The sequence below is a fragment of the Kluyvera sp. CHPC 1.251 genome, assembly GCF_036759945.1.
In the GTDB taxonomy this organism is placed as follows: Bacteria; Pseudomonadota; Gammaproteobacteria; order Enterobacterales; family Enterobacteriaceae; genus Kluyvera; species Kluyvera sichuanensis.
Window position 1 is genome coordinate 68990 of record NZ_JAPKIC010000001.1, and the last position, 15944, is coordinate 84933.

A 15944-nucleotide genomic window follows, 5' to 3' on the forward strand; every position below is an offset into this window, starting at 1 on the left:
ATCCTCGAACAGGGTGTGATGATTCAAAAAGTCATTACGGCGTATCTCTGACGATTTTTAGTAAATAACTAACGGCGCTGAGCATAGATCCTGAGCGAAATGCGGGTATATAGCGTACGGTTTAAAGAGTGAATTCGATCTTATTTTTACTATAAATTAAGTTTAACTAGCGATGTTGATCACAAAATAATGAATGATGGCGGGGTAAATATCATTTCCATCAAGAATTGAAATTATTTGGATAATTTGTTTAGTAAATACAATCCGGGAAGCGGACACCCTATGCTGCGTGGTATCCTCTGTCCGGCAATGTGGTTAACAGGCGGAAGCGAACGGAATGGCGAAGAAAATTAGAATCAAAGATATTGCCACGGCGTGCGGCGTTTCCATTGCGGCGGTCTCTCGCGCGCTAAAAGGGCAGCCGGGGCTGAGCGATGAAACGCGGCAGCGTATCTTGTCGATAGCTCAGGCGGAAGGCTATGACTTTAGCCGTCTGCGCACCGGGCGTATCAAGCGGCTGATGTTTTTGCTTCACCGGGAGCACAATATCGCCAGCGCGTTGCCGTTCTACTCAACGGTGATGCTGGGTGTGGCGGATGCCTGCCGGGAAAATGACATTGCCATGAGCTTTCAGCCAATTGGCCCGCAGGATTCGGTATCTGAATTGATTCAACTGCACCAGCCGGATGCGCTGGTCTGCGCCGGCTATCTTGAGCCGGAAGTGCTGGCTGAATTGCGCCAGACCGCGCTGCCAGTAGCGCTGGTCGATTTATGGGCGGCGGATTTTCCCTGCGTTAACCCGGATAATTTTCACGGCGGTTTCATTGCCACGCGCCATCTTCTGGAGCAGGGGAGAACCCGCATAGCGTTTCTGGGGACGTCACAGCGCCACTACAGTATTCGTCAGCGCGTCGAGGGCTATCAGCAGGCGCTGTTTGATGCCGGGCTGACGCTTGCGCCAGAATACTGCGTTGAAGTGCCGCCAATTAAAGAGATTGAGCAGGTACTGGTCGAAGGAATGTCACGGCTGCTGGCGTTACCGCAGCCGCCGGATGCGATTTTTGCCTACAACGACGTAGCCGCGCTGGTGGCGATGCGCGAATGCGCCCGTCGGGGGATCCGCGTGCCGGAAGAGGTGGCCATCGTCGGTTTCGATGACATCGATGCGGCCGCCTGGGCCCACCCGCCGCTGACCACGGTAGCGGTTGATAAACGTGAACTGGGGCGCGATGCTTTTCAGTTGCTGATGAACGACGAAAGCGAACGCAACCTGCTGCTTCCCGTGCGGCTGGTGGCGCGCGGCAGTTCGGTGACGGATAGCGACGCGTTGCGGTTGCGTCTGGCGCCGTAATCCGGCAAAGTTTGCCCCATTAAGGCTACAGGGCGGTCCGTGTGAAACGACTCATCATTGGTATTTCCGGCGCAAGCGGCGCTATTTACGGCGTACGCCTGCTGCAGGTGCTGCAAACCGTGGCGGACGTCGAAACGCATCTGGTGATGAGCCAGGCGGCAAGGCAGACGCTGGCGCTGGAGACGGATTTCTCGCTGCGTGAGGTTCAGGCGCTGGCGGACGTGGTACACGATGCGCGAGATATCGCCGCCAGCATCTCTTCCGGCTCGTTCAAAACCGCCGGTATGGTTATCCTGCCGTGCTCGATAAAAACGCTCTCCGGCATTGTGAACAGCTATACCGATGGCCTGCTGACCCGCGCCGCTGACGTGGTGCTGAAAGAGCGACGCCCGCTGGTGCTGTGCGTGCGCGAAACGCCGCTGCATTTAGGCCATCTGCGCCTGATGACCCAGGCAGCGGAAATCGGCGCGGTGATCATGCCGCCGGTGCCGGCGTTTTATCATCGCCCACAAACGCTGGACGACGTGATTAACCAGACCGTTAACCGTGTACTCGATCTGTTTGATATCACCCTGCCTGAAGATCTCTTTACCCGCTGGACCGGCGCATAACCCTGCGCCACCCTTGTGCATGATGTCGCTTTTGCCCTGTTTCAGGGCAATTGTGTAACACCGATCAAATCCTCGATATTTAATCATCCCGTTTGCGCTTTTGTGCTCGATTTATACGCTGCGGCTGATATCTTTCCTGATGATCACCTCTCGTTATCTTTTCGTTAACATTTTTAACATTGCAGATTATCCCAGCGTTAAAAATGGCACGGAAGATGCAGAGTAGGTTTTGCAAACACAACATAACTATTAGCAGTTAACGACATCACGGTTTAATAGGGGAACGTATGAAAAAGACGGTTCTGGCTCTCTCTTTGCTGCTGGGTCTCAGCAGCGCCTCCAGCGTATTTGCCGCACTGCCACAGAGCATCCGCATCGGTACCGATACCACCTACGCACCGTTCTCATCGAAAGATGCCAAAGGCGATTTTATTGGCTTTGATATCGATCTGGGCAACGAAATGTGTAAACGCGCCAGCATCAAGTGTACCTGGGTTGGCAGTGATTTTGACGCGCTGATCCCTTCACTGAAGGCGAAGAAAATTGACGCGATTATCTCTTCGCTGTCGATCACCGAAAAGCGTCAGCAGGAGATTGCCTTCTCCAACAAACTGTACGCGGCGGATTCCCGCCTGATTGCCGCTAAAGGTTCTTCGGTGAAACCGACGCTGGACGGGCTGAAGGGCAAGCACATTGGTGTGCTTCAGGGTTCAACGCAGGAAGCTTACGCCAATGAGAACTGGCGCAGCAAAGGCGTGGACGTGGTGGCCTATCAAAACCAGGACCTGATCTACGCCGACCTGGCAGCAGGCCGACTGGATGCGGCTTTGCAGGATGAAGTTGCCGCCAGCGAAGGCTTCCTGAAACAGCCTGCCGGTAAAGATTTTGAGTTTGCTGGCCCGTCGGTAAAAGACAAAAAATACTTCGGTGACGGCACCGGCGTTGGGCTGCGTAAAGATGATGTTGAGCTGAAAGCGGCGTTCGATAAAGCGTTAGCGGAGCTGCGCGCGGACGGCACCTACGACAAGATGGCGAAGAAGTATTTTAACTTCAACGTCTACGGCGACTAACCGGTCGCATGTATCATCGTGGTGCATATATTTTCGCGTGCACCACGATGGTGCGTTTTTTGTTCGAAAGTTGCGCAGGGTTGCATAATTAAGCATTTTAAATGAGAAAAAAGCCAGCCTGAAGGGCAGAATGCTTTGCCTTGAAGGGCCGAAAGATGGCACGATAACTGCTCAGATTATTTCTAAAAAACACACAAGAATCACAGCTTGTAGAGGATGATATGAAAAAACTGGCGTTGTCTTTTTCTCTGGTATTAGCGCTTGCTTCTGCATCAAGCGCATTTGCAGCAATCCCGCAAAAAGTGCGTATCGGTACTGACCCAACGTATGCACCGTTCGAATCAAAGAATGCACAGGGTGAATTAGTGGGTTTCGACATTGATCTGGCAAAAGAGCTGTGTAAGCGCATCCAGGCACAATGTACCTTCGTGGAAAACCCACTGGACGCCCTGATCCCCTCGCTGAAAGCGAAGAAAATCGATGCCATCATGTCCTCGCTGTCGATCACCGAAAAACGTCAGCAGGAAATCGCCTTTACCGACAAACTCTATGCCGCTGACTCCCGTCTGGTGGTGAAAAAAGGTTCTCCAATTACGCCAGACCTCGCCACGCTGAAAGGCAAGCGCGTGGGCGTACTGCAGGGTACCACTCAGGAGACGTACGGTAATGAACACTGGGCGCCGAAGGGTATTGAAATTGTCTCCTATCAGGGACAGGACAATATCTACTCTGACCTGACCGCTGGCCGTATTGATGCAGCGTTCCAGGACGAAGTGGCGGCGAGTGAAGGTTTCCTGAAACAGCCTATCGGTAAAGACTACCAATTCGGCGGCCCGTCCATTAAAGACGTGAAGCTGTTCGGTGTAGGTACCGGTATGGGTCTGCGTAAAGACGATACCGAGTTGCTGAACGCGCTAAACAAAGCGTTTGCTGATATGCGTGCCGACGGCACCTACGACAAGCTGGCGAAGAAGTACTTCGATTTTAACGTTTACGGCGAGTAATCATCACGAGTAACCCACCGTTTTGCACGCACAAAACGGTGGGCGTAAAGACAGGACTGGCAGCATGCTGTACGGGTTTTCACAGGTAATTTTTCAGGGCGCTCTTGTCACCCTTGAGCTGGCTATCAGCTCAGTGGTTCTTGCCGTGCTTATTGGTCTGGTGGGCGCGGGAGCGAAGCTCTCCCGAAATCGCGTGCTGGCGTTAATTTTTGAGGGCTACACCACGCTGATTCGCGGTGTGCCAGATTTGGTGCTGATGCTGCTGATTTTCTACGGGCTGCAGATGGCGCTTAACGTGCTGACCGACGCGCTCGGGCTGGCGCAGTTTGATATCGACCCGATGATCGCTGGTATCATCACCCTTGGTTTTATCTACGGCGCTTATTTCACCGAAACCTTCCGTGGCGCGTTTATGGCGGTGCCAAAAGGTCATATTGAAGCCGCGACGGCTTTTGGCTTCACCGGTGCACAAACCTTCCGTCGTATTCTGTTCCCCGCGATGATGCGCTATGCGCTGCCGGGCATTGGCAATAACTGGCAGGTTATCCTCAAAGCGACCGCGCTGGTTTCGTTGCTGGGTCTGGAAGATGTGGTTAAAGCGACCCAACTTGCCGGTAAAAGCACTTGGGAACCGTTCTACTTCGCCATCGTCTGTGGCTTGATTTATCTGCTGTTTACTACCGTTTCCAATGGCGTGTTGCTGCTGCTCGAACGCCGCTACTCCGTGGGCGTGAAGAGGGCTGACCTGTGATTGAGATCATTCAGGAGTATTGGAAATCGCTGCTGTGGACGGATGGCTATCGCTTTACCGGCGTGGCGATTACCCTATGGCTGCTGGTGCTGTCGGTGGTGATGGGCGGCGTGTTGGCGCTGTTTCTGGCTATTGCTCGCGTCTCCAGCAATAAATACATCAAATTCCCCGTCTGGCTGTTTACCTATATTTTCCGCGGTACGCCGCTCTACGTGCAGCTGCTGGTGTTCTATTCCGGCATGTATACGCTGGAAATCGTCAAAGGTACGGAGCTGTTAAACGCCTTCTTCCGCAGCGGCCTGAACTGCACGGTGCTGGCCTTAACGTTGAATACCTGCGCCTACACCACCGAAATTTTTGCCGGGGCGATTCGCTCGGTTCCGGCGGGAGAAGTGGAAGCAGCGCGCGCCTATGGTTTCTCGTCGTTTAAGCTTTATCGCTGCATCATTCTGCCCTCGGCGCTGCGCATTGCGCTGCCGGCCTACAGTAATGAAGTTATCCTGATGCTGCACTCAACGGCGCTGGCGTTTACTGCCACCGTGCCTGACTTGCTGAAGATTGCGCGCGATATTAACTCGGCGACCTATCAACCCTTTACCGCCTTCGGCATTGCGGCGGTGCTCTATCTGGCCATCTCTTATGTACTGATTAGTCTGTTCCGCAAAGCGGAAAAGCGCTGGTTACAGCACATGAAACCGTCTTCTACGCACTGAGAATATGATGTCTGATAAAAAACTAAACGTAATCGACCTGCACAAACGCTATGGCGAGCACGAGGTGCTGAAGGGCGTGTCGCTGCAGGCTAACGCCGGGGATGTGATAAGCATCATCGGCTCTTCCGGTTCCGGCAAGAGTACCTTTTTGCGCTGCATTAACTTCCTTGAGAAGCCAAGTGAAGGCACCATTATCGTCAATGGCGAGAATATTGGCCTGGTGCGTGATAACGACGGTCAACTGAAGGTGGCGGATAAAAACCAACTTCGCCTGCTGCGTACGCGCCTGACGATGGTGTTTCAGCACTTCAACCTGTGGAGCCATATGACGGTGCTGGAGAACGTCATGGAAGCGCCGATTCAGGTCCTTGGCTTGAGCAAGCAGGAAGCGCGCGATCGCGCGGTGAAGTACCTGACGAAAGTCGGTATTGATGAACGCCAGCAGGGCAAATACCCCGTGCACCTGTCCGGCGGCCAGCAACAGCGAGTTTCTATTGCCCGTGCGCTGGCGATGGAGCCGGAAGTGCTGCTGTTTGACGAACCGACCTCTGCGCTTGACCCTGAGCTGGTGGGCGAGGTGCTGCGCATCATGCAGAAGCTGGCGGAAGAGGGAAAAACCATGGTGGTGGTGACCCACGAAATGGGCTTTGCCCGCCATGTTTCATCGCACGTGATTTTCCTGCATCAGGGCAAAATTGAGGAAGAGGGCAACCCGGAAGAGGTGTTTGGCAATCCGAAGAGCCCGCGTCTGCAGCAGTTCCTGAGCGGTGCCTTAAAGTAAGCTTCACCCGCCCTCACGCATGCGTGGGGGCGTTTTCCCGCCGATAGACCCAGTCATCGTAATCTTTGCCGTTCAGCCTATAGGCTTTTGTCAGCACCTGCGTGCGGATAAAACCATGCTTTTCCAGCAGCCTTGCGGACCCTTGATTATCGCCGAGCACCCACGCATTAATCGCCCACAGCCCGAGTGAGGCAAAACCGTAGTCGCATATGGCTCCGAGGGCTTCGCTGGCATAGCCCTGACCCTGCGCTTCAGGCAGTAACGCATAGCCAACATCCGCTTCGTGCGGATTTTTACTGCTGATCTGCAGCCCTATATCGCCAAGCGGCGTACCGTTTTCATCGCGGATAACAAAGATCGCGGGAGAGTTGCAGCGCAGGGCAAAAATTGCACGTATCGCTGCTTCCTCCAGCATTTCCCCCATAAACTGCATCACCTCATGGTTTTGTCGCAGTTGTAGGAAGAAGGGCCAGTCGCTGTCATTAAAGGGAGAAAGCCGTAGTCGCCGGGTGGTGAGGGTTGCCATTTTCCTATGCCATTAAGCCAAATCTGAGGCTGTACTTTAGCACCGGCGATGATGAAATGGCACGGAATTAGCCGCTGAAGGCCGTCGTGTGTTCCAGGCGTGCAAAATAGTGCAGTACCGTTTTGCTCTCCTGAGAGGCGCGAAGCTGGAGTGCCAGGTTCAGGTTATCCAACGTGCGGGCATGCGCAACCATTGGTGAAGTCTCGGCGATTCGCCCCTCCGTCACCAGCCATTGCATGACCGTCTGCCATCGCCAGAGTGGGGAGTTGCCCTTGACGCGTTGAATGGGTGCGGGAAACTGACCGCCGCCACGAGCGCCATCTTTCAGCAGTGAAATCGCCTGGCGTGAGACGCCGGTGAGTTCGGCGATATCGCTAAGCCCGACCAGGGTCGAGTCGACAGACTCGACCCGCGCATTGAGTGAGGGGGCAGATTCAATGTCGCGAATGGCGGAAAGAATGGCCTGCTCCAGCGTGTCGCTTTCCCGGTCAAAATCGAGATAGACCGCCGTCCCGTAAAAGCAGATCAGCGCATCATCGCAATGTGCATGATAGAACGCCTCTTCAAGATTTGGCGTGCTGCGACTAACACCTGAAAGCGTTAGCGTAAAGTTAAATAACGGCATTTCGTTTCTCCCTTGCTCTACGAATGTTTGGGCTGGCAGCGGTCGACCATGCGCATGATTTGCCGGGCGTGGTGCAGCGGAACGGCAGGTGTCGACCATATGCTCATCATATGATCCCTATGCTCAGCCACGCCGCACTGCAAACGACCAAAACAGTGGGCGCTTTTACCGCTGGTGATAAACAACCAACCACGTTGTAGCGCGTAATCAATGGCTGCCCTGATATGCTTATCTGGATGTTCCTTCATCAATGTATCCCGCAGAGTATTGATATTTTGTTGACGGATGTCAACAGTGAGCTGGCGTAATAATATGCATTGGGCTGTTATGACAAAGCGGGAGATAACGCGTTGGAATCGGCTTCACGTTTGTATCAGAGGGAGATGCTCTCGTTAACAGATATGCGTGGCGAATTCCAGAAGTGGGAGAAGCAGGAAAAGTATGGTGATGGCCAGGCTCCATCACCATCGTGTGGAGCATCAGTGGGCGAGAATATCGCCTAGCGCTTCATCTAAATCGTACCAGCGAAACGCGAATCCGGCGGCTTCAAGTCGTTTGGGGAGCGCGCGCTGTCCGCCTAATACCAGCACCGAGGATTCGCCCATCAGCAGACGTATCACGGTGGCGGGAACGCGAAGAATGGCCGGGCGATTGAGCGCCTGACCCAGTGCATGGGAGAACTGCTCGTTATGCACCGGGTAGGGTGAAACCATGTTGAAAGGCCCGCGCAAATCGTTATCCAGCAGCCAGAGAATGCCGTTGACCATATCGTCGATATGGATCCACGCCAGGTACTGTCTGCCGTTGCCAATAGGGCCGCCGAGACCTAACCTGAAAGGCGGCAGTAGTTTAGCGAGGATGCCGCCTTTCGGCGCCAGCACCACGCCGGTGCGCAGCAGACAGACGCGAGTGTGCTCGCTTTGCGCGGTGCAGGCTATCTGCTCCCAGCGTGCGCACAGTTTATGGGTAAATTCATTGTGCGGTGGCTCCTCCTCCGTCACCACGACTTCGCCGAGGTCGCCGTAATAGCCGGTGGCCGAGCCAGAAATCAGTACTGAAGGGGGCGTCACGCTCGCCTGAATCAAATCGCTAATTCGCTGGGTGATGCCCCAGCGGCTGTCGCACAGCTTCTGCTTTTGCTGCGCCGTCCAGCGCTTGTCGGCGATGGGTTCGCCGGCAAGATTGATAACGGCGTCAATGCCGTCAAGCGATGACATATTCTGTAGCCCAGGCCAAAGCTCAACGCGTGGGTCGAGTATCTGGCGGGCTTTTTCCGGGGAGCGGGTCACCACGCAGACCGTATGCCCGAGCGTCAGTAAACGTGGAACTAAATGGCGGCCAATCAGCCCGGTGCCGCCGGTAATCAGAATTTTCATGCCACCTCCCGAAGGGAGCGCTTAGCGTTGCCAGCTCAGGGTAATGGATACCGAATCGGCGTAGCGCAGCGCGTGAACTTTATCGATCTCCACTTCAGCATAAGTGACCCAGTGATGTTCGCGTGCGATATCGAGCACATCCTGAGTTAATTTTTCCAGTAAAGAGAAACGGTTATTCTCAACGTGACGAATAATGCTCTTGGTAATAGTGCGGTAGTTCAGCGCATCGTTAATATCTTCGCTGTTGCGCGACTTTTCCGCCGGGTAGCGAATTTCAAGATTGATAACCACGTCCTGGCGGTTGGCAATCTCCTCTTCCTTAATGCCGATAAACGTACGCAGGCGTAAATTTTTGATGCGAATGATGGCGTCAGACTGAGACATTGCAGGTGTTCTCCGTAATTTTTGTTTTCCTGTGCATCATACACTAAAGCATCTTTATCGCGGCAGGGTCTGGCGCGCGTTTAGTTCGTGCGCCAGTTCAACAAACGCACGCAGTGACGGGAGCACATGCCGGTGCCCCGGATAATAAAGGCGCAGGCCGCCAAAGGTAGGGCACCATTCATCCAGTACGCTGATAAGTTTGCCGCTGCGAAGTTCGTCCTGAATAAACCATTCCGAAATAAATGCCAGCCCCAGTCCAGCCAGCGCCGCGCGGTGAATAGCCTGCATCTCGCTGACGACGATCCGCGGTGGGATATTAACGGTAAATTTTTGCTGGTGGTGCTCCAGTTCCCAGTGATAAATGCCGCCATGCGACATGCGCATGCCGATGCTCTGATGCTGCTGGAGGTCGTCAGGCGAGCGCGGCGTGCCGTAGCGTGCGAAGTACTCCGGCGAGCCGACAATTAGCATCCGCGCATCTGGCGTCAGGGCGACGGCAATCATATCCTGCGGGACGGACTCGGCGAGGCGAATACCGGCGTCAAATCCCTCTGCCACAATGTCGATAAGCCGTGACTCGGTGGTGATATCCAGGCGCATCTGCGGGTAGCGCTGTAGATAGGTATCAAACAGCCGAAATAGCAGCGACACGCATTCACGCGGGGCGTTGATGCGCAGCGTCCCGGTCGGATTTCCCGGTTCGGCGGCAATCTCCTCGGCGGCGCGCTGAATTTCCGCCAGTGCCGGAGCGATGCGCGCCACGTAGCGCTGACCCTGTTCCGTTAGCGCGACGCTGCGGGTGGTACGGTTAAAAAGCCGAACGTTAAGCCGTGACTCCAGCCCGGCGACGGCATTGCTGACGGCGGTGGCCGACATTCCCAACTCGCGCGCGGCGGCGCGAAAGCTCTGCTGGCGGGTGACGGCAAGGACGATTTCAAGTTCGGTAAGGCCGCTGCGGTGCATGATTGTTCCGATTTTCGTGACAGGTTATCCATATTATACCCTCTTATCGTAACGATATAGCGCTCCTATACTGCACGACATCCCACGATGAGAGGACCGAATCATGCTGCACATCAACCAGATTTATATCAACGGCGAGTTTGTTACCCCACACGGCAGCGAGCTTTTTGACCTGTTTAACCCAGCAACCGAAGCGGTGATTGGCCAGGTACGACTGGCGGATGAAGAGGACACCCTGCGCGCCATTGCTGCTGCGAAAGCCGCGTTCCCGGCCTGGTCGCAGACCACTCGTGAAGAGCGCATTGCGGTGCTGGAGAGAATGTACCTGGCCGTACAGGCGCGAGAAGCGGACCTGCTGGAAGCGCTTATCACCGAGTACGGCGCACCATCGGCACGCGCACACTGGATGGCGGCCTGGCCGGCGCAGACCATACGCTGTGCTATCGATGCGCTTAAATCATTTAGCTTTGAAGAGCGGGTAGGCCGCGCCAAAGTGGTGATGACACCGGTCGGTGTCACCGGGCTGATTACCCCGTGGAATAGCGATGCGGGTTTTATCTGCAATAAGCTGGCGACCGCGATGGCTTCTGGCTGTACTGCGGTTATCAAACCGAGTGAAATGAGCGCCTGGCAGACGCAGATTGTTACCGAAGCGCTGCACGCTGCACAGATTCCGGCGGGCGTGTTTAACATTGTCACCGGGCGGGGGGAGGTGGTGGGCGACACCATCAATCATCATCCCGACATCGCTAAAATCTCCTTTACCGGTTCGACGGCGGTGGGGAAACACATTGTGGAAAGCGGCGCCCGCACGCTTAAGCGCGTTACGCTGGAGTTGGGCGGCAAATCACCGACCGTGATCCTTGATGATGCGGATGTGAAGACGGCGGTACATCTGGCGCTGGAAGCCGGGTTTATGAATAGCGGACAGGCGTGCATCGCCGGGACTCGAATCCTGGTTCCCGCCTCTCGTCAGGCTGAGTTCGAACAGGCGTTTATCGAGGCGATTAGCGGGTTCACCACCGGCGACCCACGAGACAGCCAGACGGTGATTGGCCCGATGGTTAGCCAGAAACAGTGGCAGCGCGTGCAGGGCTATATTCAGCTGGGCCAGCAGGAAGGGGCGCGAATTCTGGTAGGCGGAGAGGGGCGCATGGCAGGTCAGCAAAAAGGCTGGTACGTGAAGCCGACCATTTTTACCGACGTGAACAGCCAGATGCGTATCGCCCGCGAAGAAATCTTCGGGCCGGTGCTGGTGATTATCCCTTATCACGACGAGGCCGAAGCGCTGGCGATTGCCAACGATACCGACTACGGCCTCAACGCCATGGTGCTGAGTGGCTCTCGCGAGCGTGGTGAAGCGCTGGCGCTGCGGATTGAATCCGGCCGCGTGATGGTCAATACCCTTGAGCATGAACCATTGGCACCGTTTGGCGGCGTGAAGCAGTCAGGTCTGGGCCGTGAGATGGGCAAATGGGGAATGCAGGCCTATCTGGAACCGAAAACGCTCGTGGTTGGCTGATTGCAAAATCCTCATGTTGCGGGCAAGTGACATCGCCCGCCAGACAGGCTATGTTGACAGCATGTTAGATGGACGCGTCCTGCGTCCATCGTTCGTGCATCTCCTGCCCGTGATTGAGGACGCTATGAGCCAGCCTGTGATAACGCTTTGGTCTGATTCTGATTTTTTCTCGCCCTACGTGATGTCCGTCTACGTTGCCCTGCAGGAAAAGGGGCTGCCGTTTACCCTCAAAACCGTCAATCTTGGCCTTGGCGAACACCTCCAGCCGGGCTGGCGCGGTTACTCTGCTACCCGTCGCGTACCACTGCTGGACGTTGATGGCTTTGAACTCAGCGAATCCTCCGCGATTACCGAATACCTTGATGAACGCTTTGCGCCGCCGGAGTGGGAGCGTTTGTACCCTCACGACCTGCAAAAACGTGCGCGCGCGCGCCAGATTCAGGCGTGGCTACGCAGCGATCTGATGCCCATACGCGAAGAGCGATCCACCGCGGTGATTTTCGCCGGAGAGAAAAAAGCACCTTTGACCGAAGCAGGACGCAAAAGCGCGGCTAAACTGTTTGACACCGCCAGTGCATTACTGGTCGATGAGCGGCCTAATCTCTTTGGTGAGTGGTGTATTGCCGATACTGACCTGGCGCTAATGATTAATCGCCTGGTGCTGAACGGCGACGATGTTCCGGAACGTCTCGCCGACTACGCTACGTTCCAGTGGCAGCGGGCTTCCGTGCAGCGCTATGTTGCACTTTCGGCAAAACGCACAGGCTGAAAAAAGTGTGGGAATCCATTATGATGGCAAGGTTATCATTGTGGGGAATTGACTCATGAAACTGATGTTTGCATCGGATATTCACGGCTCGCTACCGGCCACCGAACGCGTGCTAGCGCGGTTTGCCGAGAGCGGCGCGCGCTGGCTGATTATTCTGGGTGATGTGCTTAACCACGGGCCGCGCAATGCGCTACCGGAAGGCTATGCCCCGGCGCAGGTGGCAGAGCGGCTGAACACCATAGCCGATCGCATTATTGCGGTGCGCGGCAACTGCGATAGCGAAGTTGACCAGATGCTGCTTACGTTTCCCATCACCGCATCCTGGCAGCAGGTACTCACCGATTCACAGCGCCTGTTTCTGACTCACGGCCATCTTTATCATCCTGATAATCTGCCGCCGCTGTCGGCTGGAGACGTGCTGGCGTATGGCCATACCCACCTGCCGGTGGCAGAAAAACGCGGCGATATATTCTTATTTAACCCCGGTTCGGTTAGCATTCCCAAAGGCGGTTTTGCCGCAAGCTATGGGATGCTTGACGAGGGTAGGCTGCAGGTTTTCGCACTCAATGATCAACAGGTTATTGCAGAGGTTGCCATTAACCCGTAAGTTACCCATCAATCATAAAACGCGCCGTAAGAGCGCTTTCAATTTAAGGTTTACGGATGGTCGAGCAGAATCATTTGGCAAGCACGGAATGGGTCGATATTGTCAACGAAGACAATGAGGTCATCGCGCAAGCGAGCCGTGAGCAGATGCGCGCGCAGTGTCTGCGGCACCGGGCAACCTATATCGTCGTTCACGACGGTATGGGCAACATTCTGGTGCAGCGCCGTACGGAGACGAAAGACTATCAGCCGGGTAAGCTGGATGCCACCGCTGGGGGTGTTGTTCAGGCTGATGAACCGTTGCTGGAGTCTGCTCGCCGCGAAGCGGAAGAAGAGTTGGGTATTGCTGGCGTACCGTTTGCCGATCACGGGCAGTTCTACTTTGAAGATAAGAACTGTCGCGTCTGGGGAAGCCTGTTTAGCTGCGTTTCTCACGGGCCGTTTGCGCTGCAGGAAGAAGAGGTGAGCGAAGTTCGCTGGATGACGCCGGAAGAGATCACCGCGCGCTGCGATGAGTTTACTGACGACTCGCTGAAGGCGCTGGCGCTGTGGATGACCCGCAATGCCAACAACGAAGCTCACGTTGAAGAGGAAGCGGAATAAGCGCGGCTAAACGTCAGATACAAAAAATCCGGAGCGGTTTCCCGTCTCCGGATTTTTTTTGCCTTTAAACCACCCGCGAACGGGTGGCCTAAGGATTACTGCTGCTGCTGTGAAGACTGGATCGCGGTCAGAGCGATGGTGTAGACGATATCGTCTACCAGCGCGCCACGAGACAGGTCGTTCACCGGTTTGCGCATACCCTGCAGCATCGGCCCGATGGAGATCAGGTCAGCAGAACGCTGTACCGCTTTGTAGGTGGTGTTACCGGTGTTCAGATCCGGGAAGATGAACACGGTAGCGCGACCTGCAACCGGAGAGTTCGGCGCTTTGGATTTCGCCACGTCAGCCATTACCGCAGCATCGTACTGCAGCGGGCCGTCGATCATCAGGTCAGGACGTTTTTCCTGCGCCAGACGAGTTGCTTCACGAACTTTCTCTACGTCGCTACCTGCACCAGAGGTACCGGTGGAGTAGGAGAGCATCGCAACGCGTGGTTCGATACCGAAGGCAATCGCGGATTCAGCGGACTGAATAGCGATTTCTGCCAGCTGCTCTGCAGTTGGGTCCGGGTTGATCGCACAGTCGCCGTAAACATAAACCTGGTCTGGCAGCAGCATGAAGAACACGGAGGACACCAGAGAGCTGCCCGGTGCAGTTTTGATCAGCTGCAGCGGTGGACGAATGGTGTTCGCAGTGGTGTGAACGGCACCGGAAACCAGGCCATCAACGTCGTCCTGTTCCAGCATCAGGGTACCGAGAACCACGTTGTCTTCCAGCTGTTCGCGGGCAACGGTTTCGGTCATGCCTTTGTTCTTACGCAGTTCGACCAGGCGAGCAACGTAGCTTTCGCGAACCACTTCTGGGTCAACGATTTCAACGCCAGCGCCCAGTTCAACGCCCTGAGACGCTGCAACGCGGGTGATCTCGTCTGGGTTACCCAGCAGTACGCAGGTCGCAATACCGCGTTCAGCACAGATGGCAGCCGCTTTCACGGTACGTGGTTCGTCGCCTTCTGGCAGAACAACGCGTTTGCCGGCTTTACGCGCCAGCTCGGTCAGCTGGTAGCGGAACGCTGGTGGAGACAGACGACGGCTATGTTCGGAAGTCGCGGTCAGGGAATCGATCCACTCTGGATTGATAAAGTTCGCCACGTATTCCTGAACTTTCTCGATGCGCTCGCGGTCATCAACTGGCACTTCCAGGTTGAAGCTCTGCAGGCTCAGAGAGGTCTGCCAGGTGTTGGTGTTCACCATGAATACTGGCAGGCCGGTTTCGAATGCACGTTCGCACAGCTTAGTGATGCGCGCGTCCATTTCGTAGCCGCCGGTCAGCAGCAGGGCACCGATTTCCACGCCGTTCATTGCGGCGAGGCACGCTGCAACCAGAACGTCAGGACGGTCTGCGGAAGTGACCAGCAGGGAACCTGCACGGAAGTGCTCCAGCATGTGCGGGATGCTACGTGCGCAGAAGGTGACGGATTTCACGCGGCGAGTGTTGATGTCGCCTTCGTTGATCACGGTCGCATTCAGGTGACGCGCCATATCGATAGCACGAGTGGCGATCAGATCGAAGCTCCATGGTACCGCGCCGAGAACAGGCAGGGTGCTGGAGGTTTTCAGCTGGTCGGCATCGATTTTAACGACTTTCGCTTTGGAGGAATCGTCGAAGATCTCTGACAGATCCGGGCGAGTACGGCCCTGTTCATCAACCGGTGCGTTCAGTTTGTTAACGATAACGCCGGTGATGTTGGTGTTTTTCGCGCCGCCGAAGCTGTTACGAGTCAGTTCAATACGCTCGTTCAGCTGTTCTGGGGTGTCGGTGCCCTGAGACATGACGAAGACGATTTCCGCGTTCAGCGTTTTCGCGATTTCGTAGTTCAGAGACTGAGCAAACTGGTGCTTACGGGTTGGGACCAGGCCTTCAACCAGAACCACTTCAGCATCTTTGGTGTTTGCGTGGTAGTTAGCGATGATCTCTTCCATCAGCACATCTTTCTGATTGCTGGAGAGCAGGGCTTCTACGTGGCTCATCTTCAGCGGTTCAGCTGCAGTTGTGGTAGATGAGTTCGCGCGAACGATAGTGGTAGTCTGGTCAGGCGCATCGCCACCGGTGCGCGGCTGAGCGATTGGCTTAAAGACGCTCAGACGAACGCCTTTGCGTTCCATAGCACGGATAACGCCAAGGCTGACGCTGGTCAGGCCGACGCTGGTTCCGGTAGGGATCAGCATAATAATACGGGACACGGTTTATCCTCTTTCGTTACCGCCAGTTTCAGGCGGGATACAAAAC

At 55.4% G+C, this 15944-nt stretch carries 18 protein-coding genes; 11 read left to right on the forward strand and 7 right to left on the reverse strand.

Annotated features, from left to right (window positions below):
* The first annotated feature begins 337 nt into the window (after window positions 1-337).
* The 7 genes from V6940_RS00335 (at window position 338) to hisP (ending at window position 6281) form a co-directional block, all read left to right on the forward strand.
* On the forward strand, window positions 338-1351 hold the full coding sequence (locus V6940_RS00335; protein ID WP_333494407.1) for a LacI family DNA-binding transcriptional regulator: 1014 nt from the start codon (window positions 338-340) through the stop codon (window positions 1349-1351).
* Window positions 1352-1392: 41 nt separating this feature from the next.
* Entirely contained in the window at window positions 1393-1962 is a 570-nt protein-coding gene (locus tag V6940_RS00340) for a UbiX family flavin prenyltransferase (RefSeq protein WP_333494408.1), read from the forward strand.
* Window positions 1963-2249: 287 nt separating this feature from the next.
* The gene (gene argT / locus V6940_RS00345) at window positions 2250-3032 is read left to right on the forward strand and encodes a lysine/arginine/ornithine ABC transporter substrate-binding protein ArgT (RefSeq protein WP_220439677.1); all 783 of its coding nucleotides are present in this window, start codon (window positions 2250-2252) and stop codon (window positions 3030-3032) included.
* 221 nt (window positions 3033-3253) lie between these two features.
* The gene (hisJ, locus tag V6940_RS00350) at window positions 3254-4036 is read left to right on the forward strand and encodes a histidine ABC transporter substrate-binding protein HisJ (RefSeq protein WP_035892515.1); all 783 of its coding nucleotides are present in this window, start codon (window positions 3254-3256) and stop codon (window positions 4034-4036) included.
* A gap of 64 nt (window positions 4037-4100) precedes the next feature.
* Entirely contained in the window at window positions 4101-4787 is a 687-nt protein-coding gene (locus tag V6940_RS00355) for a histidine ABC transporter permease HisQ (RefSeq protein ID WP_185666789.1), read from the forward strand.
* Window positions 4784-5500, forward strand: a complete 717-nt coding sequence (locus tag V6940_RS00360) for an ABC transporter permease (RefSeq protein ID WP_333494409.1) — start codon at window positions 4784-4786, stop codon at window positions 5498-5500. The genes V6940_RS00355 and V6940_RS00360 overlap by 4 nt, the downstream gene beginning before the upstream one ends.
* Window positions 5501-5507: 7 nt before the next feature.
* Window positions 5508-6281 carry a histidine ABC transporter ATP-binding protein HisP gene (hisP, locus tag V6940_RS00365; protein WP_185666791.1) on the forward strand — a complete coding sequence of 258 codons (774 nt, stop codon included), beginning with the start codon at window positions 5508-5510 and terminating at the stop codon, window positions 6279-6281.
* 13 nt (window positions 6282-6294) lie between these two features.
* Here hisP and V6940_RS00370 read toward each other — a convergent pair whose 3' ends face one another.
* The 6 genes from V6940_RS00370 to V6940_RS00395 all read right to left on the reverse strand — a co-directional run bounded on the left by V6940_RS00370 (window position 6295) and on the right by V6940_RS00395 (window position 10155).
* Window positions 6295-6807 carry a GNAT family N-acetyltransferase gene (locus V6940_RS00370; RefSeq protein ID WP_333494410.1) on the reverse strand — a complete coding sequence of 171 codons (513 nt, stop codon included), beginning with the start codon at window positions 6805-6807 and terminating at the stop codon, window positions 6295-6297.
* A gap of 67 nt (window positions 6808-6874) precedes the next feature.
* A complete protein-coding gene (locus tag V6940_RS00375) occupies window positions 6875-7432 on the reverse strand; it encodes a helix-turn-helix transcriptional regulator (protein ID WP_333494411.1) in 558 nt (185 codons plus the stop codon).
* Window positions 7433-7449: 17 nt separating this feature from the next.
* The gene (locus V6940_RS00380; RefSeq protein ID WP_333494412.1) at window positions 7450-7680 is read right to left on the reverse strand and encodes a hypothetical protein; all 231 of its coding nucleotides are present in this window, start codon (window positions 7678-7680) and stop codon (window positions 7450-7452) included.
* Between the two features lie 231 nt (window positions 7681-7911).
* The gene (locus tag V6940_RS00385; protein WP_333494413.1) at window positions 7912-8808 is read right to left on the reverse strand and encodes a TIGR01777 family oxidoreductase; all 897 of its coding nucleotides are present in this window, start codon (window positions 8806-8808) and stop codon (window positions 7912-7914) included.
* Window positions 8809-8829: 21 nt separating this feature from the next.
* Window positions 8830-9192 (reverse strand): dihydroneopterin triphosphate 2'-epimerase, encoded by a 363-nt coding sequence (gene folX, locus V6940_RS00390; RefSeq protein ID WP_333494414.1) that lies wholly within the window; start codon window positions 9190-9192, stop codon window positions 8830-8832.
* A 54-nt stretch (window positions 9193-9246) separates the two neighbouring features.
* Window positions 9247-10155, reverse strand: a complete 909-nt coding sequence (locus tag V6940_RS00395) for a LysR family transcriptional regulator (protein WP_333494415.1) — start codon at window positions 10153-10155, stop codon at window positions 9247-9249.
* 103 nt (window positions 10156-10258) lie between these two features.
* Between V6940_RS00395 and V6940_RS00400 the strand changes: the two genes are divergently transcribed.
* From V6940_RS00400 to yfcD, 4 genes are all read left to right on the forward strand, one after another.
* The gene (locus tag V6940_RS00400) at window positions 10259-11677 is read left to right on the forward strand and encodes an aldehyde dehydrogenase family protein (protein ID WP_333494416.1); all 1419 of its coding nucleotides are present in this window, start codon (window positions 10259-10261) and stop codon (window positions 11675-11677) included.
* Between the two features lie 124 nt (window positions 11678-11801).
* A complete protein-coding gene (gene yfcF / locus V6940_RS00405; protein ID WP_185666799.1) occupies window positions 11802-12446 on the forward strand; it encodes a glutathione transferase in 645 nt (214 codons plus the stop codon).
* A 55-nt stretch (window positions 12447-12501) separates the two neighbouring features.
* Window positions 12502-13053: a phosphodiesterase gene (yfcE, locus tag V6940_RS00410; RefSeq protein ID WP_333494417.1), complete on the forward strand. Its 552-nt coding sequence runs from the start codon at window positions 12502-12504 to the stop codon at window positions 13051-13053.
* A 56-nt stretch (window positions 13054-13109) separates the two neighbouring features.
* Complete coding sequence (gene yfcD, locus V6940_RS00415; RefSeq protein WP_333494418.1) at window positions 13110-13655, forward strand: NUDIX hydrolase YfcD; 546 nt, start codon at window positions 13110-13112, stop codon at window positions 13653-13655.
* 95 nt (window positions 13656-13750) lie between these two features.
* Here yfcD and pta read toward each other — a convergent pair whose 3' ends face one another.
* On the reverse strand, window positions 13751-15898 hold the full coding sequence (gene pta / locus V6940_RS00420) for a phosphate acetyltransferase (protein WP_333494419.1): 2148 nt from the start codon (window positions 15896-15898) through the stop codon (window positions 13751-13753).
* Window positions 15899-15944: the final 46 nt, after the last annotated feature.